This window comes from Flavilitoribacter nigricans DSM 23189 = NBRC 102662 (assembly GCF_002646595.1).
GTDB classification, from domain to species: domain Bacteria; phylum Bacteroidota; class Bacteroidia; order Chitinophagales; family Saprospiraceae; genus Flavilitoribacter; species Flavilitoribacter nigricans.
The window spans coordinates 126,164-152,564 of sequence record NZ_PDUD01000033.1; the positions used below are offsets into that span (position 1 = coordinate 126,164).

Genomic DNA, 26,401 nt, shown 5'->3' on the forward strand with positions numbered 1-26,401 from the left:
GCTTTTTTTCTACTCTAGGTGAATTACCTAACTTTAGGAAATGATCCTTTAGACTGTTTCAAATCAGTCTCCATAAAGAATTATCCCCGGGAACCACAGCCCAAACTTGAACTAATCACAAACGACTTTTCCTATTTTTCTATAAATCACGCTCATCGCAACACCTCTGCGCGGTGATCAAAATGCACTAGTATGAAAATCCAACTGTACTTAGTCCTCTTTCTCGTTTGTACGGGTTTCGCCCTGCAGGCACAGAAAGACGACGCCTCCGTTTTATCCGAAAGTCATTTCTCCGGTTTAAAAATGAGAAACATCGGCCCGTCCTTTACTTCCGGACGGATTGCCGACATTGCCATTCATCCCGAAGATGATAACCTCTGGTACGTTGCGGTCGGTTCCGGCGGCGTCTGGAAAACCGAAAACGCCGGAGTGACCTGGGAGTCCATTTTTGATGGACAGAACAGCTACTCCATCGGTTGTGTGACCATTGATCCCAATAACCCCAGTGTGGTCTGGGTCGGCACCGGTGAAAACGTCGGGGGCCGCCATGTCGGCTTCGGTGACGGTCTCTACCGCAGTCCGGATGCCGGACGCACCTGGAAAAAAATGGGCCTGGAAACTTCCGAACACATCTCGCGGATCATCGTTCACCCCGAGGATTCCGACATTGTCTGGGTTGCGGCGCAGGGCCCGCTCTGGAGTAAGGGCGGCGACCGGGGACTATACAAAACGACCGACGGCGGTAAAAGCTGGAAAAAAACGCTGGGAGACGAGGAATGGACCGGCGTAACCGATATCGTTATCGATCCCCGCGATCCGGATGTACTTTATGCTGCCACCTGGCAGCGGCACCGTACCGTTGCGGCCTTTATGGGCGGCGGTCCGGGTTCCGGCATTTATCGTAGTACCGATGGCGGAGAACAGTGGGAGAAACTCAGTACGGGATTGCCCCGCAGTAATATGGGCAAGATCGGGCTGGCCATCTCCCCGCAGCAACCCGATGTCGTTTACGCAGTGATCGAACTGGACCGGACGACCGGCGGTCTGTACCGTTCTTCGGATCGCGGCGCTTCCTGGGAAAAAAGATCCAGTGCGGTTTCCGGGGCGACTGGGCCCCATTATTATCAGGAACTCTACGCTTCTCCGCACCAGGAGGGACGACTTTACCTCATGGACAATCGCGTACAGGTGTCCGATGACGGGGGACGTAGCTTCTCCCGGCTTTCCGAAAGCGGCAAACATTCCGACAACCACGCCCTGGCCTTTCGCCCGGATGATCCGGATTATCTGCTGATCGGTACGGATGGCGGTCTGTACGAAAGTTTTGACCTCGCCGACAACTGGCGCTTTATCGATAACATGCCGATCACCCAGTACTACAAGGTGGCCGTGGATGATGCGGAACCCTTTTACCACGTGTACGGCGGTACGCAGGATAATGGTTCCCACGGCGGTCCGTCCCGGACAGACACCGAACACGGTATCCGCAATGCCGACTGGTACAAGACCCTCGGAGCGGACGGACACCAATCCGCAACCGAGCCCGGCAATCCTAACATCATGTACGCTGAGACGCAGCAGGGCGGCCTTCACCGGGTGGATCGCCTCACCGGGGAGCAGATCTACATCCAGCCCCAGCCGGATGCCGGGGAAGATACCGAGCGCTTCAACTGGGATGCACCCATCCTCGTAAGCCCCCACGAACCGAGCCGCATTTATTTCGCTTCCAACCGGGTCTGGAAATCCGAAGACCGGGGCGATAGCTGGACGGCCATTTCCGGAGATCTGACCCGAAATCAGGATCGGGTACACCTGCCGATCATGGGACAGACCTGGGGCTGGGACGCCGCCTGGGATATGAAGGCGATGTCCAACTACAATACCATTACCTCCCTGGCCGAATCCCCGCTGCAGGAAGGGCTGATCTATGCGGGTACGGATGATGGCCGCGTACAGGTCACCGAAGATGGCGGCGCAAACTGGCGTCTGATCGAAGCGGGCAAAATGCCCGGCGTACCCGAAACGGCTTTTGTCAATGACATCAAAGCGGATCTGCACGATGTGAATACGGTCTACGTATCGCTCGATAATCACAAATACGGCGATTTCAAACCCTATCTGATGAAGAGTACGGATCGCGGGAAAAGCTGGAAATCCATCAGTGCCAATATTCCCGACCGGCACCTGGTGTGGCGGATGGTCCAGGATCACGTGGATCCGAACCTGTTGTTTGCCGCTACCGAATTCGGTATTTTCTTTACGCTGGACGCCGGTGAAAAATGGATGAAACTCAACAACGGCAGCCCGAATATCGCTTTCCGGGATCTGACCATTCAAAAGCGGGAGAATGATCTGGTGGGCGCTTCCTTCGGTCGTGGATTCTTTATTCTGGACGATTACAGTGTACTCCGCGAAATTTCCGAAGAAAAGCTGGCGCAGGCCGGTGCGCTTTTTCCCATCCGTGACGCGCTCTGGTACGTACCGCGTTCGGTGGTTAGCTCCCAGGGCGCCGGGAAATACGCGGCGGATAATCCGCCATTCGGAGCGGTCTTTACCTATCATCTGAAAGAAAGTCTGTCCACATTGAAATCCGAGCGGGAAAAGGCCGCCCGCACGGCTGCCCGCGAAGGGAAAGACGTGACCTTCCCCGCCTGGAAGGACCTGGCCGCAGAAAACCGGCAGGAAAGTCCGAAGGTCTGGCTGACGGTCAAAGACAGCGACGGCAATGTGGTGAGAAAGATCGAAGGCGCTACCACCAAGGGTATTCATCGTACGGCCTGGGATCTGACCTATCCCTCGCGTCGCGCGGTGAGTACGGACGGACGCCCGGAGTCTTCCTGGCGTAGCCGCGGTATGATGGCCGTACCCGGCCAATATACCGTTACCTTGTCCCAGCAGGTGGACGGAGAAGTAACTGTGCTGGCGGGACCGGAAACGTTTGATGTCGTGCCGCTGCGGGACGGTGCGCTGGAGGGAAGCTCACCGGCCGAGTTAACGGCCTTCCGGGAGCAACTGGAAATGTTGCAGATGCAGGTATCCGCGGCTTCCAATATCATGGAGGAAAGCATGAACAAGGTGCAGGCCATGCAGACTGCCCTGGAGCGGACTTCCGTAGAGCCCGGTAAACTGGACGGACAACTGTTCCAGCTCAAGCAGAACCTGCTCGATCTGGAGGAAAAAATGTACGGTAATCCGGCGAAAGAGGAGATAGGTGAGAGCAATCCGCCGACCGTGCAGTCACGTCTGTCCGTAGCGAGCCGGGGCATGCGCTCGACCTACGGCCTGACACCTACCCACGTCAAAAGCATGGAGATCGCACGCGAACAGTTGAAGGAGATTAAATCCGCCCTGGAGACCATCCACACGGAGGAGATCCCGAAAATGGAAAAAGCATTACAGGCAGCGGGGGCGCCCTGGATCGAAGGGCAGGCCCTGCCGAAGAATTAAACGGGGTAAAGCAGGTGCCGGGTATCAAATGCCCGGCACCTAATTTCGCCTCCTGATAACAACACCCTATGAGAAAACAACTACACCAGATGCTTCGGGCAATTATCCGTAATTGTCTGATCCTAATCTTGACCATATCCGCATTTACAACGCAGGCCCAGCCGGACAAAGACCGGCAGACGGTCGATATCCTGCATTACGAGGCAACGATCGAACCCGATATAAGCGAAAAGACGATCCGGGGAGCGGTAAGCGTACAGTTCCGATTTTTAGCGGGGAGTCCGCCCCGGCTGGAACTGGATTGTGGCCGACTGACAGTAGAGCGGGTCGTGTACCAAAAAAGCGATGTGGATTTTACCCGCAAAGGCTCCCAATTGATCATACCGTTGCCTCCCGCGAGTCTGCGGGGAAAACAAAAGGTAAGGATCTTTTACTGGGGCCAACCCGCCGGAGGGGTACAGTTTTTTCCGGAATCCCGCCAGATGTACACCGTATTTTCCACCAACCGCTGGATGCCCTGCCGAACGGCCCCCGCCGACCGGGCCAGCTTTGATCTGCAGCTTATTCTACCCCAGGGACTGACGGCCATCGCCAACGGAAAGCTGCGGTCCAAAAAGACACTGACGGGCGGAAAGGTCCAGCTCAACTGGCGGATGAAACGGGACGTTCCGGTCTACTGCTTCGGTTTTGCCATCGGCCCCCTGCACCTGATCATCGAACGGGAATACGGCGTCAAGTTCCAGTATCTTTCGGCGGATTATTCGGAAGCGGAATTGCGGGAGATCTTTCAGGAAACACCCCGGATGCTGCGGTTCTTTGAACGCAAGGCGGGAGTCCGCTATCCCGGAGCGTGTTATTCCCAGCTGTTGCCGAAGGGGCAGGTTTCGCAGGAAATGCAACATTTTACCGTCATCCGGAATACTTACGGTAAGCAGGTGCTGGAGGAAAAAGAGGACATCAATCTCGGCGCGCACGAACTGGCTCACCAGTGGTGGGGCAACCAGGTAACCTGCCGGGACTGGCGACATTTCTGGCTCAATGAGGGAATGGCGGTATTCATGTCCTCTGCCTATCGGGAATACCGTTTCGGCCGGGAGATCTATCTGGAAGACATCGAAGCTTACCGGAAAGCCTACCAGGGTGTGGCCGATAAGGAGCTGGATAAACCGTTACAGTTCCCGGATTGGGATCATCCCACTCCGGAAGACCGGACGCTGGTGTATTACAAGGGAGCTTATTTCCTGCATCTGCTGCGCGAAGAGTTGGGCGAACGCATTTTCTGGAAAGGCATCCGGCGGTATACCAAAAAGTATTTTGGCAAACCGGTGGTCAGCTCGGATCTGCAAACGATTATGGAAAAGGTAAGCCGAAAAGATCTGAGCCGGCTCTTTGCAAAATGGGTCTATCCCGCGCAGTAAACGGCCTTTTCGGGCCATTTAAACGAAAATAAATACGCTCTTGTCCACCAATAGTGTGTAAATTTATAATCTAAGCCCATGTCGGAGTAGTGCACGATTTTCCGACAATCATTGATCAGCAAGCAATTTAGCTATTGAATCTTTCAACAAAAACACCCGATATGCAATCATTTTTAATCCGGACGATCTGTCTGGTAGGCTGGATCTATATGGCGATCAGCCCGCAAAGTGTCCTGGCCCAGCCCAAAGGCGAACCCATTACCATCGGTGAAAAATTCGAAATGGAATCTTCCGTTCTGGAAGAGACCCGGCCGTACATTATCGGTCTGCCCGATGATTATGAGACGTCCGGACAATCTTACCCCGTGTTGTACCTGCTGGACGGGGACGGCCATTTCCACCACACGACCGGAACGGTTGATTTTCTGGCGCGCAACGGCCGTATGCCGCAGATGATCGTGGTGGCCATTCCCAATACCACCGATCGCACGCGCGACCTCACCCCGCCGATCCTGAAAGCGGACAAAAGCCGCTTCCCTACGGCCGGTGGTGCGGACAATATGCTGCGCTTTATCGGCGAAGAACTCATGCCGGAAATAGAAAAGAACTATCGCACCAGTCCCTACCGGGTGCTGATCGGGCATTCTTTCGGCGGATTGTTCGCCATCCACGCCATGGTGCACCGGCCGGAACTCTTCGACGCCCTGCTGGCGATCAGCCCCAGCCTGTGGTGGGATCAGCAGCAACTGGTCGAACAGGCCCGTACTTTTTTGCTAAAGAACCCGGAATACGAAGCCCGACTGTACATGACGATGGCCAACGAAGGCGGAGATATGCTCGGAGGTGCCTGGAAACTGTCGGCCGTTATGGAAGAAAAAGCCCCCGCGGGGCTGGATTGGGAGTTTCGCCTGATGGATGAGGAAGATCACGGTTCCATTCCCCATCGGAGCACCTACTACGGACTGGAGAAGATCTTCGAGGACTGGAAAGGGGTGGACGATCCACTGGTACTCTACGATCGGGGTGGCCTGGAAGCTATTACCGCCCACTACGAACGCCTGAAAAACAAATTTCAGTTGAAGGACCTGAAGGTGCCGGAGAGCCTGATCAACCGCCTGGGCTACCAGTTGCTGGCCAACAACCGCACGGAAGAAGCCATTACCGTTTTTAAAAAGAACGTAGAAGATTTTCCCAAATCTTCCAACGTTTACGATAGCCTGGGGGAAGCCTACAAAGAAAACGGCCAGAAGGAAGAGGCAGTCAAATATTACAAGAAGTCACTGGCCATCAATCCGGGCAATACCAATGCCGTGGAAATGCTGGCCTCCATGGGCGTGGACTACGAATCGGAAGACGTAAAGATCAGTCCGAAAGTGCTGCAATCCTACGTGGGTACTTATGAGGTCAATCCGGAGATGCGTCTGAGCATTACCGTGGATGGTACCCGGCTGTACGGCGAACCGAACGGCGGTGGCAAAGCGGAACTGTTCCCGATGTCGGAAAATAGATTCTACCTGAAAGTGGACGATGTGCAGGTGGAGTTCAACCGGAACGACAAGCGGGAGGTGGTAAGCATCACCGTTTATCAGAAAGGAGAGGGGATTGAGGCGAAGAAGGTGAAGTAGGCGATTGGTGATCCGGGCCGGTGTGCGTAGTGTTTATTTGTTTGCTTTGCACATCAGCCCGGATCTTTCGGGTGTAGTGAATGTTATTGCACAAACGCCACAATCCGCAACGGACCGCCGCTACCCCCCTTGATCTTCATCGGTAAAGCCACCACATAGCTGCCCATTACCGGCAAGGCTTCCAGGTTTGCCACATTTTCAAAAGCGGGAATATTGGATTGGAAGAGGATCTGATGGCTTTCAAAAAGCACGGATTGTCCGTAGTCGATGCTGGGGGTGTCCAGACCAATGGCTTTGATCTTCCGCTCGGAGGTCAGCCAGGTAGCTGCTTCCGGGTCCAGACCGGGGAAATGAAGTTTAGCCACGGCTTCCGGGCCTACTTCGTCGGTCCCCATATAATCGACCTTGTTGGGCCAGAACTTACCGTAGCCCGTTCGGAGTAGCAGTATGGCATCCTCCGGGATCGTACCGTGTTCGTTTTCCCAGTTTTGCAGATCGGCTACGCCGATGAGGTAGTCCTTGTCGGCCAGCGCCTTTTCGCTGACATCCACCACCACGGCCGTACCGGTCAGCCGATCCAGGGGGATCTGCTCCATGGACTGCTTGCCTTCGGCGAAGTGTACGGGCGCATCGAGGTGGGTACCGCCGTGCTCGGCCGCGCAGTACTGAAAGGCAGAATAGTAATAGCCGTTCTCCGTTTCTCCTTCGAAAACCGTATCCAGCACAAAGCCATTGGCGGTGGGCCAGTAGATGGTCTGCTCGTCAAAGTTATAGGTAAGGTCAATCCATTGGCCCTGGGCAAAGGGATCGACTTCCTCCGGAGCGGTTTGGGGTTGACATCCCAGCAGGCACAGGCCGGCCATTAGCCCGATGGGTAGCAGTGAATTGGTGGATAGATGCATGGTTTAGGTTTTAGGTTCCTCTTTAACTGACAAGATCTGGCAAATTATTGAAATTTACCAGATCCTGCTCCTTACTGATCAATCTGCTATGTTTACTCGTCCCGCAATTTCCGACGCAGGATCTTACCCACATTGGTTTTCGGTAATTCGGTACGGAATTCGATCTCTTTCGGTACTTTATAGCCGGTCAGGTTTTCCCGGCAGTATTCCATCAGTTCTTTTTCCTTGAGTGATTTGTCCTTTTTTACGACGAAGAGTTTCACCACTTCACCGGATTTATCACTCGGTATACCTACCGCCGCCGCCTCCAGCACTTTCGGATGAGCGGCTACCACTTCTTCCACTTCATTTGGATAGACGTTGAAGCCGGACACCAGGATCATATCTTTTTTGCGATCCACGATCTGAATAAATCCGTCTTCGGACATCACGCCGATATCGCCGGTGCAGAGCCAGCCGTCCTTGATGGTCTTGTTGGTCTCTTCCGGCCGGTTGTAGTAGCCCTTCATCACCTGGGGGCCTTTGATCTGGATCTCTCCGGTGCTGCCGATGGGTAGGGGAGAGCCGGTATCGACGTCCACAATGCGGATATCCGTACTGGATACCGGTAGACCGATGGTACCCATTCGACCGGTGCCATCCAGCGGATTGATGGTCGCTACCGGGCTGGATTCCGTCATACCGTAACCTTCGCTGAGCACGCAGCCGGTCACCTGCTGCCATTTTTCGGCTACCGGCCGTTGTACAGCCATACCTCCGCCCACGGTGATCTTCAGGGAACTGAAGTCCTGTTTGGCAAAGTCGTCGTTATTAACCAGGGCATTAAACAGGGTGTTGATCCCCGTCATCAGGGTAACCTTATAGTCCTTGAAGGCGCCCACCACAGTGGACAGGTCCCGTGGATTGGTGATCAGAACGGTGCGGGTACCGATGCTCATCAGGGCCAGCGCATTGACCGTGAAGGCAAAAATGTGGTACATGGGCAGCGGACTCAGGGCGATCTCTTCCTTTTCTTTCAGGTAAGGCATCATCCAGGCCCGGATCTGTTGCATATTGGCCACCAGGTTGCGGTTGGTGAGCATGGCCCCTTTGGCCACACCGGTCGTACCGCCGGTATACTGGTGAATGATCACGCGGTCCGGTTCGTTGGTGAATTCCTTGATCACGAATTTTTTGCCCTGCTTCAGCGCCTCCGAAAAGGTAACGGTATTGGCGATGTTGAATTTGGGCACCATCTTTTTGATGTTGCGGACCACAAAATTCACGATGGTGCCCTTAACGGCACCCAGCAATTCACCGATGCTGGTCAGGATCACGGTATTGATCTCGGTCTTACCGATGATCTTTTCCAGATTGGCGGCGAAGTTCTCGGCGATCACGATAGCCTTGACCCCCGAATCGGTAAACTGGTGTTCCATTTCCCGGGGGGTATACAGCGGGTTTGTATTCACTACCACGAGGCCGGCCCGCAGCGCACCGAAAAGCGCGATCGGGTACTGGAGCATATTGGGCATCATCAGGGCGATACGGTCCCCGGGCACCAGGCCGCGGGAATGCAGATACGCACCGAACTGGGCCGACATGTGATCCAGATAATCAAAAGTGATCTCTTTACCCATGCAGGAAAAGGCGGGCAGTTTGCGGTATTTTTCAAAGGTCTCCTCTAACAGCGCTACCAGATTGGGATAAGCATCCGCATCGATATTGGCGGGTATACCCTTGGGGTAGTTCTTCAACCAAGGCCTTTCGTCGTTCATATTGTATAATTGGTTTTAATTGTGTCGTTGATCTTACGGCAGGAACGCAATGTGGTGCGAAGTTGCCGAATATTATTTTTCATCCGGCTAAAAATACAATTTTTCATTTCCAAAATGCAAACATCTGCGGACTACAAAGTAGCTAAGGGTGGAAACGGGTTGAAACCAGTTGATTTTTAATGACTTTTATTTTTTTAACCCTGAAAAAGGCGTACCTTTGCGCGGCCTTTAACAAAGGGTTCGGAAAGTAAACACTTCCGATCGTTAGTAACCATATTGTTTAACCAAAAGCATTCTTTCAATGCTAGAAGAAAAAGATCAAGAACAACAAAACAACGAAGTGGAAGAAACGCCACAAGTTGAAACACCCGAAGAGGTGAAAGAAAAAGCAGTAGCTGCAGCCGAGGAAGCTGCGGAAGAAACTGCCGAAGAAACGCAGGAAGCCGTTGAGGAAGCTGCCGATGTGACTCACAAACAGGCAGTTGCCGAAGCTGATAATGCCGACGAAGTACTGGCTGAAGCTACCAAAGAAGGTGCCGAACTCGCCGAATCCGTAGAGGTTAGCGAAGCTGCTGTCATCGAAGAGACGGCCGTCGAAGAAGGTGTTGCCTCTCCCGATGCACAGACCGAACAGGACGCCTCTGTAGTGGACGACGCCGAGGAGGTGGAAGAGGACGAAGACGAGGATGATGACTCCGAAGACGAGGACGACGATGAAGAAGGAGACGACGATGACGACGAGGATGAAGATGAGGACGAAGATGAAGACGTTATCGATGAGACTCCGGTTCTGCACGACGACTTCAACTGGGCGCTGAGCAACAAGTACGGCATCGCTTACACCGAAGACGAGAAAGAGCAATTACTGGCGCAATACGACGCTACCCTGAGCTCCATTCTGGAAAACCAGATCGTGAGCGGTAAGGTGACCGCCATCAATGACGGTGACGTTGTATTGGACATCAACTACAAGTCTGATGGTCTGGTATCTCTGTCTGAATTCCGCGATACGCCGGACCTGGGCGTTGGTGACAGTGTCGACGTATACGTTGAGCAGCAGGAAGACGCACGCGGTCAGCTGGTTCTGTCCCGTCGTAAAGCCAAACTGCTCCGCGCGTGGGAAAGCATCCGCGACAGCTACGAAAATGGTACGGTTATCACCGGTACGATCATCAGTAAGACCAAAGGTGGTCTGATCGTTGATTGCAGCGGTCTGGAAACCTTCCTGCCCGGTTCTCAAATTGACATCAAGCCGATCATCGATTATGATGCATACGTTGGCAAGACCATGGAATTCAAAGTGGTTAAGATCAACGAAGCGATCAAGAACGCCGTGGTTTCCCACAAGGCGCTTATCGAAAGCGATCTGGCCGAACAGCGCGAGGCGATCATCGCCAGCCTGGAAAAAGGTCAGGTACTGGAAGGTCTGGTCAAGAACATCACCGATTTCGGTGCGTTCCTGGATCTTGGTGGCGTAGACGGTCTGTTGTACATCACCGATATTTCCTGGGGTCGGATCAACCACCCGAGCGAAGTATTGCAGCTCAACCAGAAGATCAACGTGGTGGTACTCGATTTCGACGAGAACAAGAAGCGGATCTCTCTGGGTCTGAAGCAACTGCAACCACATCCTTGGGAAGTACTGGACGACAAGATCCAGGAAGGATCTACCGTCAAAGGCAAGATCGTCAACATCGAGGACTACGGTGCATTCCTGGAGATCCAGCCTGGTGTAGAAGGTTTGATCCACGTGAGCGAAGTAAGCTGGAGCAACCAGCCGATCAACGCGCGTGAATACTTCAAACTGGGTCAGGAGTACGAAGCAAAAGTGGTAACCGTTGATCGCGAAGATCGCAAGATGTCTTTGTCGATCAAGCAACTGACCAACGACCCATGGGATACCATCGAAGATCAATTCCCGATCAACAGCCGTCACACGGGCGAGGTGAAAAACCTGACTCCTTACGGCGTGTTCGTAGAATTGAAAGAAGGTATCGGCGGTATGGTACACATCTCCGACCTGTCCTGGACCAAGCGTTATTCTCACCCGTCTGAGTTCACCAAAGTGGGCAACGACATCGATATCATGATCCTTGAGATCGATAAGGATAATCGCAAACTGTCTCTGGGCCACAAGCAACTGGAAGAAAACCCATGGGATACTTTCGAAAACGTATTCCCGGTAGGTTCCTACCACGAAGCTACGGTACTGCGTCGCGACGACCGCGGTGCTATCGTCCAGCTGCCTTACGGTCTGGAAGCTTACGCGCCGCTGAAGCACGTTCGCAAAGAAGACAACACGCTGGCCGAGCCGGATGAAGTACTGACTGTAAAAGTGATCGAATTCAACCGTGACGACAAGCGTATCATGGTATCTCACCTGCGTTACCTGGATGACATCCGCCGCGAGGCTGATGCCGAAGTACGCAAGCAGGTACAGGCTGAGCGCAAAGAGACGAAGAAAGCGATCAAGAAGACGCAGTCGAACGTTGAGAAGAGCACCCTGGGTGACCTGGATGTATTCTCCGAACTGAAAGACATGTTGAACACGGATGAAGAAGGTGGCGATAAGGAATAAATCCTGATCCGCCTCGAGATCCGAGGAATGATATAAAGCCCCGGGCTTCCATTGTGAAGCTCGGGGCTTTTGCGTTGGGCGCAACGGGAAGTCCGGGAATTTAAAATATTTGATTGGCGTTGTAGATCTCGGGGAGTTATAGGTTTGTGTTGAGGTGTTGAAGTGTTAATGTGTTGATGTTGGATCTGCCTGGTTGAAAATCAGCTCATTGGTATTCGATATACATGGGGGACACAATTCACCCAACGCTTCCGTTTCATCGGTCCGAAGAATTGAATTAAATATAAAAATGCTTATGCAACGTCAGATCATCGCCATGGGCGGCGGCGGCTTTTCCATGGAACCGGATAATCCGCTGCTGGATGATTACATCCTGGCACAATCTAATCGGGAGTGCCCCAATATTTGCTTTATCGGTACGGCCAGCGGCGATTCGGAAGATTATATCAATCGCTTCTACGCGGCATTTAATGACCAACCCTGTACACCTGCCCATTTGCCGCTATTCAAAGATTATCCCAGGGACGTGGAAGGCTTCCTAATGGACCAGGATATTATTTACGTCGGAGGAGGGAATACCCGTAATATGTTGGTTATCTGGCGGACATGGGGTGTGGATCGGATACTTAAAAAAGCATACGAAGGTGGTACTATACTTAGTGGTCTAAGTGCGGGAGCGATCTGTTGGTTTGAGCAGGGGCTAACGGATTCTACACCAGAGGGACTAACGACCTTACCATGCCTGAGCTTACTGAACGGCAGCAATTGCCCCCACTTCGACGGTGAAGCCGAGCGGCAGGAAGTTTACAAACACAAGATCGTATCGGGCGAAATGCTGCCCGGCATTGCCTGCGACGACGGCGTTGCCCTTCATTTTGTCAATGAAGAACTGGAAAAGGTAGTATCTTCCAGGAAACAGGGCGGCGCCTACCGGTTTACGTTAGAGCAGGGCATGCTGCGGGAAGAGATCCTGGCACCCGTTCGGCTGGGTGGAGACGTGGGATCGTAGCGTACCCTATTCTGGTTTCATTTTGTATACCAAAACAGGAAAGTTTATGGCTTACCGGGCCCGGATAAAAAAGTGGGGAAAACGTCTGCTGAAAGTGGTGGCCGTAATATTGGCGCCCGTACTGCTCTACCTGCTCGCCGGGCTCATCCTATCCCTGGCTGCCACCCGACCGGAAAAACAGAACTGCTCCCAAAAGCATACCATTTACATCGGCACCAACGGCGTGCACCTCGACATCATCTTGCCCCGCGAGTTGCTGGGTGACTCGCTGAGCGGTGCTTTGTTGTCGCCGACCGATATTCGTTATCTGGCGTTCGGCTGGGGAGATAAGGGTTTTTACCTGGAAACACCCACCTGGGCGGAGCTGGAAGTTAGCGTAGCGCTCGAAGCGCTCTTCTGGAAGAGTGGCACGGCGATGCATTTGACCCATTACCGCCGGCAATACGGTAGCTGGCGTCTGATCGATTTGTGTCCGGATCAACTACAACGACTACAGACCTACATCTGGCATGGCTTCGCAAAGGACGGCGAAGGCCGGTTGATCGAGATCCCCAGAGCCGGGTATACCCGCATGGATCATTTTTTCGAAGCGGTCGGGCACTATTCCTGCCTGAAAACCTGCAACAACTGGGTGAATATCGGCTTGAAACGGGCCGGTCTAAAAACTGCCGTGTGGTCTCCCTTCGATCTCGGGGTATTGTATCATCTCCCCAGGCAAAACGAGTGAGCCGGAACTTTTTGGAAAATTTTCTGGTCTTTAGAAAAGTATTCCAAATTAGATCATTCAAAAAACGGTCGTGTTCAACAAATACAATTCTATCGAGAACTCTTACCGGAAGGAGATCCTGGACCGGATCAAAGGGCATGGTTTGTGGGAGAACGAATTCCTTGTGCAGGAAAAGGTGCACGGAGCAAATCTGAGCTACTGGACGCAGGACGGCATCCATTTTAGGGCCGCGAAACGTACGGAACTGATCGCCGACGGGGAGAAATTCTACAACTACGACAAACTGTTGGAAGCACTCAGCCCGCATTTTCAAAAAATTTGGGAAACCCTCCAACAGGAGGATCCGGAGATCAACCAAATGGGGATCTTCGGAGAGGTGATCGGTGGAACCTACCCGCACAAGGAGGTGGAAAGGGATCGTCTGGCCGTACGGGTGCAGAAGGGGATCCACTACAGTCCATCCAATCACTTTTACGCTTTCGATATCCAGATCAATGGTGATCACTTTCTCGATACGGACCGCGCCAATCAGCTATTTCAGCGCGAAGGCCTGCTGCACGCCCGAACCCTGTTCCGGGGATCGATCGAAGCGTGTCTGGAATATCCAAACGCTTTCACCAGCACGTTGCCGGACCAACTGGGACTGCCGATATTAGAACCCAATATCTGTGAAGGAGTAGTGATCCGTCCGGCGCAAACGACCTACCTCAACAACGGTATGCGGGTGATGCTCAAAAATAAGAACGAAAAATGGTCGGAAAACCGGAAGCACCACCGGGTCATCAGACCGGAAGAACCGCTGTCCGAACGAGTAGTTCAATTGCAGGAGGCCATCGCGGGTTACGTTACCGAGAATCGGCTACACAATGTAGTAAGTAAGATCGGTGAGGTCGGCGAGCGGGATATCGGGCGGGTGCTGGGCTTGTTCAATAAGGACGTATTCGAGGATTTTGTGAAGGACTACGGAACTGTGTTTACCGATCTGGAAAAAAAGGAGCAGAAGTTGATCACCAAATCTATCGGAAGATCTTCGGCGACGCTGGTCAAGCAATATATCCGTTGCCAGTAATTGGTTATAAAGTGTGTGGGGGTTAGCCGATGTGGGTGAACGCCCGGTACGACCTGATCGCTACCCCCTTCCACCTGGCAGGCCGAATACGCTGACGGAGGCAGACTTGAAAAAGTAATCAGATTGGTCTAATTTGGTGGAAAACTCAAAAAACTGATGAAACTTTCACTAGTCGCTGCTCTGATCCTTGGCTCCGTAGTATTGATGACCGCTCAAAGTCCGATCCCCATCGGCGAAAAATGTCCGCCGCTCCGGATCACCGATTGGGTGCAAAATGCCCCTCCGGAACAGGACCTGGAAAACAAGGTGATTGTCGTCGATTTTTGGGCTACCTGGTGTGGCCCCTGTCTGAAAGCGGTCCCGCATTTCAACAAACTGGTTGCTGAATTTGCCGGGGATCAACGGATACAGTTCTTATCGATGACCTACGAACGTCCGGCCAAAATAGAACGAACACTGGAACGCATCGACTTCCGCTCGGCCGTGGTGACCGATCAGGAAAACTGGACGCAGGAGGCTTTCGGCATTGCGGAGATCCCCTATACGCTGGTGATCGATGCGGCGGGAAAGCTGGCCTGGAAGGGTAACCCGGAATTCTTAACTCCCGATCATATCCGGCAGGTACTAAACGGTCAGACGCCGGAACTGCCTTCGGAGTTGGACTCCGCAGCCCCGGCGGTTGATCTGGGCAAGAGAAACATCGGCCTGAAGGAATTCGGCGCTGCCCTCAAAGACTCCACCGTACAGCGGATGTTCCAGATCATACCGAGCGCGGGACCGGGCGGTTTACGCATGGACGGCCTGCCCAAAATGTTCTATGAGGGAGGGACCAGCCTGCCAAAGATCCTTTCTTACTTTTTCGAGATCCCCCGATCCCGCATCGCCATGCCGGAAAAGCTGGCGGATCAAAACTTCAATATTGCTTTCTTTGATAAGGATCTGTTATCCCGGGCTCAGGTAGACTCCCTGATGCTGGAACGCTTTTCCGAGGAATACGGTGTCGATATCCAGTCGACGACCCGCGAGACGGATGCCCTCCGGATCGAAACCTTTGATCCGGAAAAGTTAAGGCCGGGGAGCGGGAACCAGGGTGGTTTCAGTGATGCCGGTTCGAAGTTGATCATTACCAATCAAACGATCCGGGCCACGCTGTTTGAGCTGGAAAACCGGCTGGGCGTCCCGCTGATCGACCAGACCGGACTCGATGGGAAATACGATTTCATTATTGAGGTCAGCGATAAAGAACAACTAATGGAGAGTCTGGAAAGTTACGGACTCCGGCCGGAGCCGATCCGGGCCGAACTGGAGTTTTGGACGGTTAGTTTTTAGACGAGACCATACTGACCCGGCCAATCTGTATGTATTTCTACAAGTACCGACAGCTTGGAACGCAAGATCCTTTCATGGTAGTGGTTTAGACCAGCTGCACCCTACGGCAATGCTCCGGGAGGCACTTTCCCGGCCGAAGCCGGAATGATAGTGAACATGAGGCGGTAAAATAGTTTTCAATAGACGGACACTATTAACAAAACTATTCAATGAGCCGCTTTTTAAGACCGTTTTTAACCCTTACTATTGCTTTATCTCTTGTTAACCTTTTCGCCCAGTCGCCCGCAGAGCGGCGGGATTCCCTGGAGACAGACCCCACCAAGGAGCACATCCTCGACACCACCGAAGTAAGATTGGATCAACCCTCCGCCCTCGGAGAATATAATGAAGCCTACTACCAGGTAAACTTCCTCAACCGGGGATTGCCGGAACCCAAGGCGCCCGTCAATCTGCAAAGTCCGCAGGCCTGTATGGAACAGTTTGTACTTGCCTGCCGGGAGCAGGCCTACGAGCAGGCGGCCTATGCCCTGAACCTGAACCTGCTTCCCGAAAAGATGCAACTGGATAAAGCCGCCGTACTCGCCGAAAAGCTTTATTACGTGATCGACAAACGCGTCCGCATCAGTTGGGATGAACTCCCGGACCGGCCCGATGCCCAGATCGACCACGCGGGTACCGGATCTTCCGCCCTGGTCGGTAAAGCCCGGCGAAATCTGCGACTGACCTCCCTGGCCGCCGATGGCCGGGATATCAGCCTCAGTCTGCAACGGGTAAAAAAAGAGGGAGAGCCGCCGGTATGGCTCATCTCCGCCAATACGGTGGAAAATATTGAGATCCTGTACGAAACTTACGGACCGGGTAAACTGAGTCGCTGGGTACCCCAGTGGGGAAAATTCGATATACTGGGTATTCCGGCCTGGAAATTTCTGGCCTTTCTGCTGATGACCATCGGGTGTTTCTTTCTGTATAAATTGACGCACTGGCTGATCAATCGGCTGGCCCGGAATTCCGATGAAACCTGGGTGGAGGATATCAGTCGCAAGGGAGCCACGCCGATTGCGCTGGCGGTCAGCGTTTTTGCCTTTTATCTGGTGATCAATAATTTCCTGTCCATTTCCGGAGGCTTTTCACCGTACATCTATTCCTTGCTGCTGGTCACGGTGATCGGAGCGGTCACCTGGGTGGTGATCCGGGCGATCGACTATTTTATGGATCGCTTTACGGCCAATCAGGTTGGTGATATTTCGGACGAACAGAATGCCGCATCCCGGCGCTATCTGACCTATATCTCCATTGCGCGAAAAGTGATTACCTTCATTGTGCTGGTGGTGGGCATCGGTACAGTCCTTTCCCAGTTCGATTCCCTGCAGCGGCTGGGTGTTTCGCTGATGGCTTCGGCCGGAGTGGCGACCATCATTCTGGGTATCGCCGCGCAAAGCACGCTGGGCAATATCATTGCCGGTCTGCAGATCGCCATTACCAAACCGGCCCGTATCGGCGATACGGTGTTATTTGAAGGTGAATACGGGACGATCGAAAATATTCGCTTCACCTATCTGGTGGTAAACACCTGGGACGAACGGCGGGTGATCGTTCCGCTGCGTTACTTCATTACCCATCCTTTTGAAAACTGGTCCCTCAACGATCCGCACCTGATCAAACCCATCCACATTTTTGCCGACCCTACGACCAATGTGCAAAAGGTGCGCGAAAAGTTTGCGGAATTGCTGGAAAAAGAAGAAGATTACGATGCCGAGAAAGAACCGGTGATGGAGGTCGTATCGAGTTCCAAAGATGCCATCGAGATCCGTGCGCTGTGTAGCGCCAAAGATGCATCCACGGCCTGGAAACTGCACTGCAAGATCCGGGAAGAACTGATCGCCTACATCAGCCGCCTGAACGACGGCCGTTATCTGGCCAGAGAACGCGTCCAGATTGCCGGACAAAACGGGAACGGAACCGGCCTGCACGAAAACTAAGGAAACCCATTAATGAAAGAATTCGAATCTATTCTGGAGCTGAAGGCCTATCTGACGAAGCAGGAGGTCCGGGAGATCGCGGTCCAGAACCTCGATCTCAATCAGATCGAATCGGTGATACTGAAGGTGAAATTCCGGCGCTGCCTGTTTCTGGGCTGCGTGCTCAGCAGTCGCCTGTTTGCTCATTTGCAGACGGATAACTACATCTTCCCCCACCTGGAAGTGCCCTACAATATCTATCCGAACCGACTCTACAATAGAGATACCCTCTACAATGGATACGACTACCGCCGCCCGGAAACCTATCTCCGTACGCTGGACAAAGTTGTATACGATCATTACCTGATGACGGGAAAGGAAACCCACAACATCAAGGAAACCCTGGCCCGCCGGCTCCACGATCACTCCATTACCGATTCCCTGCAGGAGTTCCTGACGGAATTTCCGGAGAAAAAAGTAGTCGCCATGATGGGCGGCCACAGTCTGAACCGGAATTCGGCCAGCTATCGTCAGATCACGGAGATCTCCCGGGAGCTGACCAAACGCGGCTATCTGATGATCTCCGGGGGCGGCCCCGGCGCCATGGAAGCGACCCATGTGGGCGCCTGGTTTGCCGGAAAACCGGAGGAGCAACTGAATGAAGCTCTGGAACTCATGGGGCAGGCACCTACCTACGCCGATGTGAACTGGCTGCCGACCGCTTTTCAGGTAATTGAGAAATATCCGCGACCGGCTTACTCCAGCCTCGGGGTGCCGACCTGGTTGTACGGGCACGAACCGCCGACACCCTTTGCGACCCACATCGCCAAATATTTCGCCAACAGTGTACGGGAAGAAGGATTGCTGGCCGTGGCCAAAGGCGGTGTGATCTTTGCGCCGGGCAGCGCCGGCACCATGCAGGAAGTCTTTCAGGATATCGCCCAAAATCACTACGAATCGTTCGGTTACGCCAGCCCCATGGTTTTCCTCAACCGGGAGTACTGGACCACCGACCGGCCGATCTATCCCGTGATCGAACTCATGCACAAGCGGGGCGACCTCAGCCATCTGGATCTGGGACTCTACGATTCCACGGAAAAGGTGATCGCACATATAGAGCGGTTCCAGGAGAAAAAGTAAATTTGCCCGTCAGCTATTTGGCTTCACCGCTTATTTGTCCAACCTATGTCTCACCTCAATATTGAAATCAAGGCCCGCACCGATCGGGCCGACGAAATTAAGGCTCTGCTCGAAGCCAATAAGGCTCGCTTTGTCGGAGTGGATCATCAGATAGATACCTACTTCGTGGTGCCGAAGGGCCGGCTTAAACTCCGGCAGGGAAAGATCGAAAAGACCCTTATCCATTACCATCGCCCGAATCAGTCCGGGCCCAAGCAATCCAAAGTTACACTACACCATCCTACCGCCGACGAGTCCCTGAAAGAAGTGCTGGAAAACGCGCTGGATACTTTAGTAGTGGTGGATAAACAAAGAGCCATTTATTTTATTGATAATGTGAAATTCCATATCGATGAGGTGCAGGGACTCGGAGAATTCGTAGAGATCGAAGCCATTGACCACGACGGAACGGTCGGACTGGATCACCTACACGATCAGTGCGAACATTTTCTACACCTGCTCGGCATCCGGGACGAAGACCTGGTCGATCAGTCCTACAGCGATCTGTTGCTCGGATAAGGATTGGGGCGTTGCCCCGGGTCATCACATTCATACCCAAGGCTTGTGAAAAAATACGCTTCCAAACTGCTGTTATTCGGCGAATACACCATCATCAACGGTTCGCGGGCTCTGGCCATTCCCTACGAGCGCTTTGCCGGGCACTGGGCGCAGGCAGCCATGCCGGATGACCGCCTGCTGGCCTTTGCCGAATACCTGGAACAGCAGGCGCATTTGCGCGCCTCTCTGGATGTGCCCGCCTTCCGGCACGCCTTAAACGAAAACCTTTTTTTCGATTCCAATATTCCCATCGGGTACGGTCTGGGGAGTTCGGGGGCACTCTGTGCGGCGGTATACGACCGTTTTGCCGTAGCTCCGATCGGCCGACAGGAGGTAGCGCAGTTTGCCGCGCTGCGCCAGCAGTTTGCCCTGATGGAAAGTCATTTCCACGGTTCCAGTTCCGGTACCGACCCGCTGATCTGCTATCTCGGCTATCCGGTGGTGATCCGTGCGGAGGGGGCGATCGACCGGGTGGATCTGCCCAATCTGCAGGATCTGCCCTTCCCATTTTTTCTGCTGGACACGGGGCTTCCCCGTTCTACCGGTCCATTGGTGAATACCTATCTCGCGAACTGCGAAAAAGCGGATTATGCCGAACGGATCTCCCGTACGCTGACTCCGGAAGTTAACGCGCTGATCGAAGCTTTCCTGACGGGGAACTGGCAAAAGGTAGGGGAGGGGATGCGTACCGTCAGTGTATTTCAGTACGAACATTTTTCGGAAATGATCCCGTCGGATCTGCGGGCCGTCTGGCAGCAGGGACTGGATTCCGGAGCATATACCCTCAAATTGTGCGGTGCCGGTGGTGGCGGCTTTCTGCTTGGAACGGCAAAGGACCAGGCTGCTCTCGACCGTCTGGCCCGGACGCACACCTGCATCCCACTCTGGTAGGCCGGATCGGCCTGTTTGCAAACAAAAAAAGTGCATCCCGACTGATATCGCCGGAATGCACCCCTGATCGTTAACTCCGGGTTAACGATGTCCAAAACGTAATTAGCGACTCACCACAAAACGTTGGGTGTGCGGCTGTCCGTTATGCTCGATCACCAGCAGGTAGGTACCGGCCGGCAGATGATCTACCCGCAGACTCTGCTGGTTGAAACCCGCATCAATCGGCCACTTTGCCGACTGAATGGTTTTACCGAGCAGATCCACGATCCGCCAGTTAACATCCGTACTTTCCTTACTTTCGTAAACCACGGTAAGCTGATCCCGGGTAGGATTCGGGAAGGCCTGGATCGTTTCGCGGGTATCCGCCCGACTCACCCGTGTTACTTCCCGGCTGCCGGCCGACAGGCAGAAACTGGTCGTCTCCGAACTGCCGAAAGAACTACCCGATGCCAGCACCGTGCCGTTATCCGTAGTGAAACTATAGGAGCCGTTGCCGTAAGAACAGCAGATCCCGTCGCCATAGGCATCGAAGATCGTGAAATCGTAACATCCGTAAGGGATGCAGCCGGTCAGGGTGATGGTCGATCCGTCGGGTTCGCTGTCGTAGGTGCCGCCGCTGTAGACCACTGCACCGGAACCGTCGGTGATCTCCCAACTGGTTTCCTCGGGATAATTATCGAACGTGATCGAAAGCGTTACGTCCGTACAGTCGCCCGTACCCGGGTTTCCGCCGCCACCGGTGCTGGTTGACAGTTCGAGGGCATCGATGGCCATATCTCCCTGCCAGGTCGTGCCGGTGATGCCGACGAAGCGCAGCTCCACACTGCCGCCGAGATAAGCGGCCAGGTTGACGGAGGCCTCCTGCCAGGAATTACCCTGGTTGCCGGAAAGGGACCAGACGGAGCTCCAGTTGCCGCCGGACGGACGGGCTTCGAGACTCAGACTACCCATATTGCTGGCGCCGTACAGATGGTATTGGAAGATGAAAGTCGCCTGGCTTTCTCCGCTCAGGTCAAAACAGGGCCCGTTCAGCACAGCGCTCAGGTTGGAATAATTTGGCGATGAGGATTCGATATAAGCGTAGTAGCTGCCTTCAACGGCCGAGCTGGGGCCGGTGGTGCCGGAAGGCGTACCGCCGGAAAGCCGTAGCCAGTCAAAATCATCACTGTTGTCCTGGGACCAGTCGCCGAAGCTGCTTTCAAAGCCTTCATCGTAGGGGAAAGTGGATACGCTGGTCGTACAGCCGCCGCCACCGCCGGGATTGCCGCCACCGCCACCGGTAGTCAGGCTGATCTCGTCTACACCCATATCGCCCTGCCAGGTAGCGCCCGTGGTGCCCACAAAGCGAAGTTGTACGGTTTCGCCCAGATAGCTGGCCAGATCGACGGATGCGGATTGCCAGGAGTTACCCTGATTACCCGAAACGGACCAGATCGTGTTCCAACCGCCGCCGTCAATTTTGGCCTGCAACTGCAGTCCGCCCATATCCGCGGCTCCGTACAGATGGTATTCAAAAGCAAAGCTGGCGGAGGATTCTGCGCTCAGGTCAAAACAGGGACTGTTCAAAATGCTGCCCAGGCTTGGGTAATTCGGGGATGAAGCCTCGGTAAATACGTACCAGCTGCCGCCGGCCGCGCCCGATGGACCCGTATTGCTGGAGGGCGTTCCTCCGGAATTGCGGCTCCAGTCGAAATCATCCGCTGAAGACTGGCTCCAGCCTCCGAATCCACTCTCAAATCCTTCGTTGTAGGGGAAACTGGAAACGGTCGACGCACAGCTCAGACCGCCACCGCCGGTACTGGTACAGGCCGTGGAGTTGGCCAGTATACCCCGCCGTGGACTGTTTTGCAGGACCGTCTGCATGCGTGCTTTCTGGTCGCCGGTGAAGATATTCATACAGTCATCGTAGGAATAATCCATGTAGTTCTCCACCATGTCCTGCACCCCGTCGCAGGTAGTGCTGTTGGGACAGCCGCTGGCGGGCCCAGTTGCCTCCGGCGTATCGTTGCAATAGTCGGTGCCGCAGGTCTGGTCTCCCCAGATGTGGCGCAGTCCGAAGAAGTGGCCGATCTCATGCGTGCCCGTCCGGCCTTTGTTATACACGCCGGAGCCCTGGGGCGTACCGGTGCTGCCGAGGGAAGAGGTAAGCAGTACCACGCCGTCCGTGGCGGCCGCACCGCCGTTGCTGCCCAGGCCGCTGAGGCCAGAAGAACTGGGAAACTGGGCGTAGCCCAGAATGCTGCAGTTGATATCCATTACCCACACGTTGAGGTAATCGTTGGGATCCCACTGCGATTCCGGTTTGATGGTGTTCTCGATGTAGGCGTCCCCGAAATCGCCGCCGATACAGGTGCCGTAGGGTGGGGCCGACCATCCCTTCGAATTGCGATTGATGCGGTTGATCCCCGGTTCGGAGAGCGGGTTGCCGTTCGGGTCAACGGCAGCGGCGCAGAACTCGATCTCCGAATCGGCTCCGGCGGGGTGGGTGTTGTAACCCGAAGTACCCAGTATCCGGCGGAAATCATCGTTGAGTTGCTGGATCTGGGCGTTTACGTAAAGGGCGCTGATATTATCTCCGCTACCCACGGCATCGCCGTCGTGGATAATGTGGAAAATAATGGGGATAGTGGAAACGGCCCGGCCGTTGCCTTCTTTCTGGAAGGTACGTACGCGCGGAGCGAGCCATTCTTCGAATTCATCCAGCGTACCGAGCTGGGGATAGCGGGCCCTCAGTTCGGCATCGGCCTCCATGGTGTGGCAGCGCCGCAACTGGTCCTGTGCCTGGATTGGGCGAACAAAAAAGGTCGTTAATAGCAATAAGAAAATAGTGCTGATCTTTAAATGCATACTAGTCACTTTTGGAATTTTACAATAAAATATCAGGCGAAAGTGTGGTCACTTTCGAAAAATTAGCGTCAGGTCCGGCCATACACCGGACGGATTACCGGCTGTAAGTCGGGAGTACCAAAAGTTTTCTCAGGAAGTATGGTTCAACGGCCCCGGAGGGCGTGCGGGTTTAGAAAAACTATAGCGGGGGTAGTTTAGCAATGAACGTGCTAATTGAAAATGGTTAAAACAGCGTGTTTAACGTAAGCGGAGACACTTATTCAAAATCCATCTGTTCCGGCCGGGTTGCGGCTTCGAAAGATCTCATTTTTGAACAGTCGTAGTAGATGAGTTGCTATTAACGATGGAGGCACGGGCTCTGTACAGGTGCCTCTGAAGTTCCCCAAAGTTAAAAATAATCTTTGTGCACGGAAGGACTCTCCGCAAAAATGTTTGTCCGATCTAGTTAATTCTTAGTTTTGCAGATTAAGCACCAAACTGACTCATGAAAATACGTTCCGTCAAATTCTGGAAAGAAGACCTGCAACTCACCAGGCCTTATACGATCGCCTATAAGACCGTTTCTGCGGTAGACAATGTCTTTGTACTATTGGAAGCGGAAAACGGGCTGTACGGCATTGGCGCGGGTTCTCCGGCAGCCTTTGTTACCAATGAATCCATGGAGGATACCCTCGGGGCGCTGGGGCAGCACCTGGAAGCACTGACGCTGGGGCGGGACCTCCGCCAGTACCAGGCTATACTGCGGGAAAGTGTCGCCAAAATGCCGGACTGCCCGGCGGCGCGGGCGGCCCTCGACATTGCGTTGTACGATCTGTTCACCAAATATCTCGATATCCCGCTGGTCGATTTCTTCGGCCGCGTGCATGCGGGCATTCCGACTTCCGTAACCATCGGTATCAACGATCTGGAAACCACCCTCGCGCAGGCGGATGAATACGTCGCCGACGGTTTCCGCGTGATCAAACTGAAAACCGGCAATGCCGTGGAAAAAGACATCGAGATCTTCCGGAAATTGCGCGAAAGGGTCGGCCCGGAAGTGAAGATCCGGGTGGATGCCAACCAGGGCTACCAACAGGCGGATCTGGTACGTTTCCTCGAAGCCTGCCGGGACGCCGAAGTGGAATTTGTGGAACAACCCCTGCCGCGGGGCGCCTACGCCCAACTGCGCGATCTGCCCTGGGAGGTCCGGGCCCTGTGCGCTGCCGATGAGGACCTGCAGATCCCGAAAGATGCCGTTACCCTAGCCGCCGAACCGCTGCCGTACGGGATCTACAATATCAAACTGATGAAATGTGGCGGAGTGGATGCCGGTAAAAAGATCGCCGATGTCGCTTACGACCGGCAGATCGATCTGATGTGGGGCTGTATGGATGAAAGCATCGTGAGCATTACCGCCGCGCTCCACATTGCGCTGGCCTCCCCGGCTACGCGTTACCTGGATCTGGACGGTAGCTTCGATCTGGCCCGGGATCTGGTCCGTGGAGGATTCGAGCTGAAAGACGGTTGTCTGTGGCCGCTGGATAAACCGGGACTGGGAGTGGAACGGCTGGAGCAATAGCTTTAGCGCCGGTAATACCCATCCTCCACGCCCAAAAGTCCTAACCATCCAAATGTCTAACCTCTTAACGTCTCAACATCATTTGCCATGAAAAAAGAACCAGCCATCGTACTGACCAACGGCATGTTGGATAGTGATAATGCCAAAACCTGCCACGGTCTGTTGCGCGGCACCGACCGATTTGAGATCCTGGCCGTGATCGATCATCGATTTGCCGGAGAGGACGCCGGGACCATTCTGGACGGCCATGCTCTGGGCGTTCCTGTGTACGCCAGTGTGAACGATTATTTTGCCGCCGATAACCCGCAGCCGACCTACTGCGTGGTGGGCGTGGCGCTGCCCGGTGGTTTGTTGCCGGAAGATTTTCGTTCCGAACTGATCGATGCGATGCAGCACAACTGCTCACTGGTGAACGGATTGCATACTTTCCTCAGCGACGATATGGAGTTCGATACCCTGGCGAAAGAAAAGGGACTGATCCTGATGGATATCCGTAAACCCCGGCCCCGCACCGAGCTGAGTTTCTGGAACGGCTCCATCTTCGAGGTCAAAACGCCGCGAATTGCCGTCCTCGGGATGGACTGCGCCATCGGGAAACGCACCACCTGTCGCTTTCTGATGGAGGCCTGCCGCGAACACGGCATCCAGGCGGAAATGATCTTTACCGGGCAAACGGGCTGGATGCAGGGCTATCCGCACGGCTTTATCTTCGATTCCACCGTCAACGATTTCATCAGCGGGGAGATCGAAAAAGCGATCGTGAACTGTGACCGGGAAGAAAATCCGGACCTCATCCTGATCGAAGGGCAATCTGCACTACGGAATCCTACCGGTCCCTGCGGCAGTGAGTTCCTGATGTCCGGCCAGGTGAAGGGCGTCGTACTGCAGCACGCACCCGGCCGGGAATTTCACGAAGGTACGGAGCACGTAGGCTGCCCGATCCCAACGGTCGCTTCCGAGATCGCACTGATCGGAATGTACGGAGCGGAAGTACTGGCGGTAACCCTCAATGAAATGGGACAAACCGACGAACAGATGCAGGAGCACCAGCGCCGGCTGGAAGCAGAACTCGGCATTCCGGTCCTGCGGCCGCTGAAAGAAGGCGTGGATCGCCTGATCCCGGTCGTCCGGCAATTTATAGATGAAAACGGGGGCGAATAGGCCTATTCGCCCAAAAAAATTAAATTTTTTTTATTTCCAAATTATTGAAGAAAATTTGGAAAAAGGTCCTTTTGCTACCATCCAGGGGAAATGAACTGTGGTTTGGCTACCGTGATTTTCCCCGTTGGGCGAAAGCCGAGATTCGTAATATTATCGTTGGGACCTTGATTCTCACGGCGTTTTTATTATTTTCAATCGCTTTTTTCGCCATATGTTTTTTGGCAGGCAGCCGACCAAAGCATCACGTTATTATCTTATATTTTTTAAAAAAATTAGACGAAAAGTGATGTTTTCGCTTCGTAAAACCCCTAAAAACAGGGTGCCGTAATTTGATTGTTATTGGCTCCAAGCGGGAGTACGTCCCTATAATTACGCCAATTCTTCCTTA

Annotated in this window: 17 protein-coding genes; 14 read left to right on the top strand and 3 right to left on the bottom strand. The window is 53.9% G+C overall.

The features are described from left to right. Positions 1 to 192 precede the first annotated feature (192 nt). The 3 genes from CRP01_RS28095 to CRP01_RS28105 all read left to right on the top strand — a co-directional run bounded on the left by CRP01_RS28095 (position 193) and on the right by CRP01_RS28105 (position 6,490). Positions 193 to 3,447: a VPS10 domain-containing protein gene (locus tag CRP01_RS28095; protein ID WP_099153390.1), complete on the top strand. Its 3,255-nt coding sequence runs from the start codon at positions 193 to 195 to the stop codon at positions 3,445 to 3,447. Positions 3,448 to 3,515: 68 nt separating this feature from the next. Next, positions 3,516 to 4,865 (top strand): M1 family metallopeptidase, encoded by a 1,350-nt coding sequence (locus CRP01_RS28100; protein WP_099153391.1) that lies wholly within the window; start codon positions 3,516 to 3,518, stop codon positions 4,863 to 4,865. Between the two features lie 161 nt (positions 4,866 to 5,026). Beyond that, positions 5,027 to 6,490 (top strand): alpha/beta hydrolase-fold protein, encoded by a 1,464-nt coding sequence (locus CRP01_RS28105; protein ID WP_099153392.1) that lies wholly within the window; start codon positions 5,027 to 5,029, stop codon positions 6,488 to 6,490. 83 nt (positions 6,491 to 6,573) lie between these two features. Here the strand turns inward: CRP01_RS28105 and CRP01_RS28110 are convergent, their stop codons facing one another. Next, on the bottom strand, positions 6,574 to 7,392 hold the full coding sequence (locus tag CRP01_RS28110) for a cyclase family protein (RefSeq protein WP_099153393.1): 819 nt from the start codon (positions 7,390 to 7,392) through the stop codon (positions 6,574 to 6,576). Between the two features lie 92 nt (positions 7,393 to 7,484). Next, positions 7,485 to 9,149 carry an AMP-binding protein gene (locus tag CRP01_RS28115; protein WP_099153394.1) on the bottom strand — a complete coding sequence of 555 codons (1,665 nt, stop codon included), beginning with the start codon at positions 9,147 to 9,149 and terminating at the stop codon, positions 7,485 to 7,487. A 301-nt stretch (positions 9,150 to 9,450) separates the two neighbouring features. Here CRP01_RS28115 and rpsA point away from each other — a divergent pair, with 301 nt between their 5' ends. The 9 genes from rpsA (at position 9,451) to CRP01_RS28160 (ending at position 20,447) form a co-directional block, all read left to right on the top strand. Next, positions 9,451 to 11,727, top strand: a complete 2,277-nt coding sequence (gene rpsA / locus CRP01_RS28120) for a 30S ribosomal protein S1 (RefSeq protein WP_099153395.1) — start codon at positions 9,451 to 9,453, stop codon at positions 11,725 to 11,727. Positions 11,728 to 12,022: 295 nt separating this feature from the next. Beyond that, the gene (locus CRP01_RS28125) at positions 12,023 to 12,736 is read left to right on the top strand and encodes a Type 1 glutamine amidotransferase-like domain-containing protein (RefSeq protein WP_099153396.1); all 714 of its coding nucleotides are present in this window, start codon (positions 12,023 to 12,025) and stop codon (positions 12,734 to 12,736) included. A gap of 46 nt (positions 12,737 to 12,782) precedes the next feature. Next, on the top strand, positions 12,783 to 13,463 hold the full coding sequence (locus tag CRP01_RS28130; protein WP_099153397.1) for a TIGR02117 family protein: 681 nt from the start codon (positions 12,783 to 12,785) through the stop codon (positions 13,461 to 13,463). A 70-nt stretch (positions 13,464 to 13,533) separates the two neighbouring features. Then, positions 13,534 to 14,532: an RNA ligase, Rnl2 family gene (locus tag CRP01_RS28135; protein WP_170110571.1), complete on the top strand. Its 999-nt coding sequence runs from the start codon at positions 13,534 to 13,536 to the stop codon at positions 14,530 to 14,532. Between the two features lie 156 nt (positions 14,533 to 14,688). Beyond that, positions 14,689 to 15,861 (top strand): redoxin domain-containing protein, encoded by a 1,173-nt coding sequence (locus tag CRP01_RS28140; protein ID WP_099153399.1) that lies wholly within the window; start codon positions 14,689 to 14,691, stop codon positions 15,859 to 15,861. Positions 15,862 to 16,070: 209 nt separating this feature from the next. Then, positions 16,071 to 17,840 carry a mechanosensitive ion channel family protein gene (locus tag CRP01_RS28145; RefSeq protein WP_099153400.1) on the top strand — a complete coding sequence of 590 codons (1,770 nt, stop codon included), beginning with the start codon at positions 16,071 to 16,073 and terminating at the stop codon, positions 17,838 to 17,840. Positions 17,841 to 17,852: 12 nt separating this feature from the next. After that, on the top strand, positions 17,853 to 18,959 hold the full coding sequence (locus CRP01_RS28150; RefSeq protein WP_099153401.1) for an LOG family protein: 1,107 nt from the start codon (positions 17,853 to 17,855) through the stop codon (positions 18,957 to 18,959). 45 nt (positions 18,960 to 19,004) lie between these two features. Continuing rightward, on the top strand, positions 19,005 to 19,517 hold the full coding sequence (locus CRP01_RS28155) for a class IV adenylate cyclase (protein ID WP_099153402.1): 513 nt from the start codon (positions 19,005 to 19,007) through the stop codon (positions 19,515 to 19,517). A gap of 45 nt (positions 19,518 to 19,562) precedes the next feature. Beyond that, positions 19,563 to 20,447 (top strand): mevalonate kinase family protein, encoded by an 885-nt coding sequence (locus CRP01_RS28160; protein ID WP_099153403.1) that lies wholly within the window; start codon positions 19,563 to 19,565, stop codon positions 20,445 to 20,447. 102 nt (positions 20,448 to 20,549) lie between these two features. Here the strand turns inward: CRP01_RS28160 and CRP01_RS28165 are convergent, their stop codons facing one another. Continuing rightward, positions 20,550 to 23,294 (bottom strand): M43 family zinc metalloprotease, encoded by a 2,745-nt coding sequence (locus tag CRP01_RS28165; RefSeq protein WP_099153404.1) that lies wholly within the window; start codon positions 23,292 to 23,294, stop codon positions 20,550 to 20,552. 484 nt (positions 23,295 to 23,778) lie between these two features. Here CRP01_RS28165 and CRP01_RS28170 point away from each other — a divergent pair, with 484 nt between their 5' ends. After that, the gene (locus CRP01_RS28170; protein WP_099153405.1) at positions 23,779 to 24,852 is read left to right on the top strand and encodes a mandelate racemase/muconate lactonizing enzyme family protein; all 1,074 of its coding nucleotides are present in this window, start codon (positions 23,779 to 23,781) and stop codon (positions 24,850 to 24,852) included. A gap of 87 nt (positions 24,853 to 24,939) precedes the next feature. Next, entirely contained in the window at positions 24,940 to 26,013 is a 1,074-nt protein-coding gene (locus CRP01_RS28175) for a DUF1611 domain-containing protein (protein ID WP_099153406.1), read from the top strand. Positions 26,014 to 26,401 lie beyond the last annotated feature (388 nt).

Coding starts and splice junctions, on each gene's coding strand:
- CRP01_RS28095 (WP_099153390.1), top strand. CDS start 193: ATGAAAATCCAACTGTACTTAGTCCTCTTTCTCGTTTGTACGGGTTTC.
- CRP01_RS28100 (WP_099153391.1), top strand. CDS start 3,516: ATGAGAAAACAACTACACCAGATGCTTCGGGCAATTATCCGTAATTGT.
- CRP01_RS28105 (WP_099153392.1), top strand. CDS start 5,027: ATGCAATCATTTTTAATCCGGACGATCTGTCTGGTAGGCTGGATCTAT.
- CRP01_RS28110 (WP_099153393.1), bottom strand. CDS start 7,392: ATGCATCTATCCACCAATTCACTGCTACCCATCGGGCTAATGGCCGGC.
- CRP01_RS28115 (WP_099153394.1), bottom strand. CDS start 9,149: ATGAACGACGAAAGGCCTTGGTTGAAGAACTACCCCAAGGGTATACCC.
- rpsA (WP_099153395.1), top strand. CDS start 9,451: ATGCTAGAAGAAAAAGATCAAGAACAACAAAACAACGAAGTGGAAGAA.
- CRP01_RS28125 (WP_099153396.1), top strand. CDS start 12,023: ATGCAACGTCAGATCATCGCCATGGGCGGCGGCGGCTTTTCCATGGAA.
- CRP01_RS28130 (WP_099153397.1), top strand. CDS start 12,783: ATGGCTTACCGGGCCCGGATAAAAAAGTGGGGAAAACGTCTGCTGAAA.
- CRP01_RS28140 (WP_099153399.1), top strand. CDS start 14,689: ATGAAACTTTCACTAGTCGCTGCTCTGATCCTTGGCTCCGTAGTATTG.
- CRP01_RS28145 (WP_099153400.1), top strand. CDS start 16,071: ATGAGCCGCTTTTTAAGACCGTTTTTAACCCTTACTATTGCTTTATCT.
- CRP01_RS28150 (WP_099153401.1), top strand. CDS start 17,853: ATGAAAGAATTCGAATCTATTCTGGAGCTGAAGGCCTATCTGACGAAG.
- CRP01_RS28155 (WP_099153402.1), top strand. CDS start 19,005: ATGTCTCACCTCAATATTGAAATCAAGGCCCGCACCGATCGGGCCGAC.
- CRP01_RS28165 (WP_099153404.1), bottom strand. CDS start 23,294: ATGCATTTAAAGATCAGCACTATTTTCTTATTGCTATTAACGACCTTT.
- CRP01_RS28170 (WP_099153405.1), top strand. CDS start 23,779: ATGAAAATACGTTCCGTCAAATTCTGGAAAGAAGACCTGCAACTCACC.
- CRP01_RS28175 (WP_099153406.1), top strand. CDS start 24,940: ATGAAAAAAGAACCAGCCATCGTACTGACCAACGGCATGTTGGATAGT.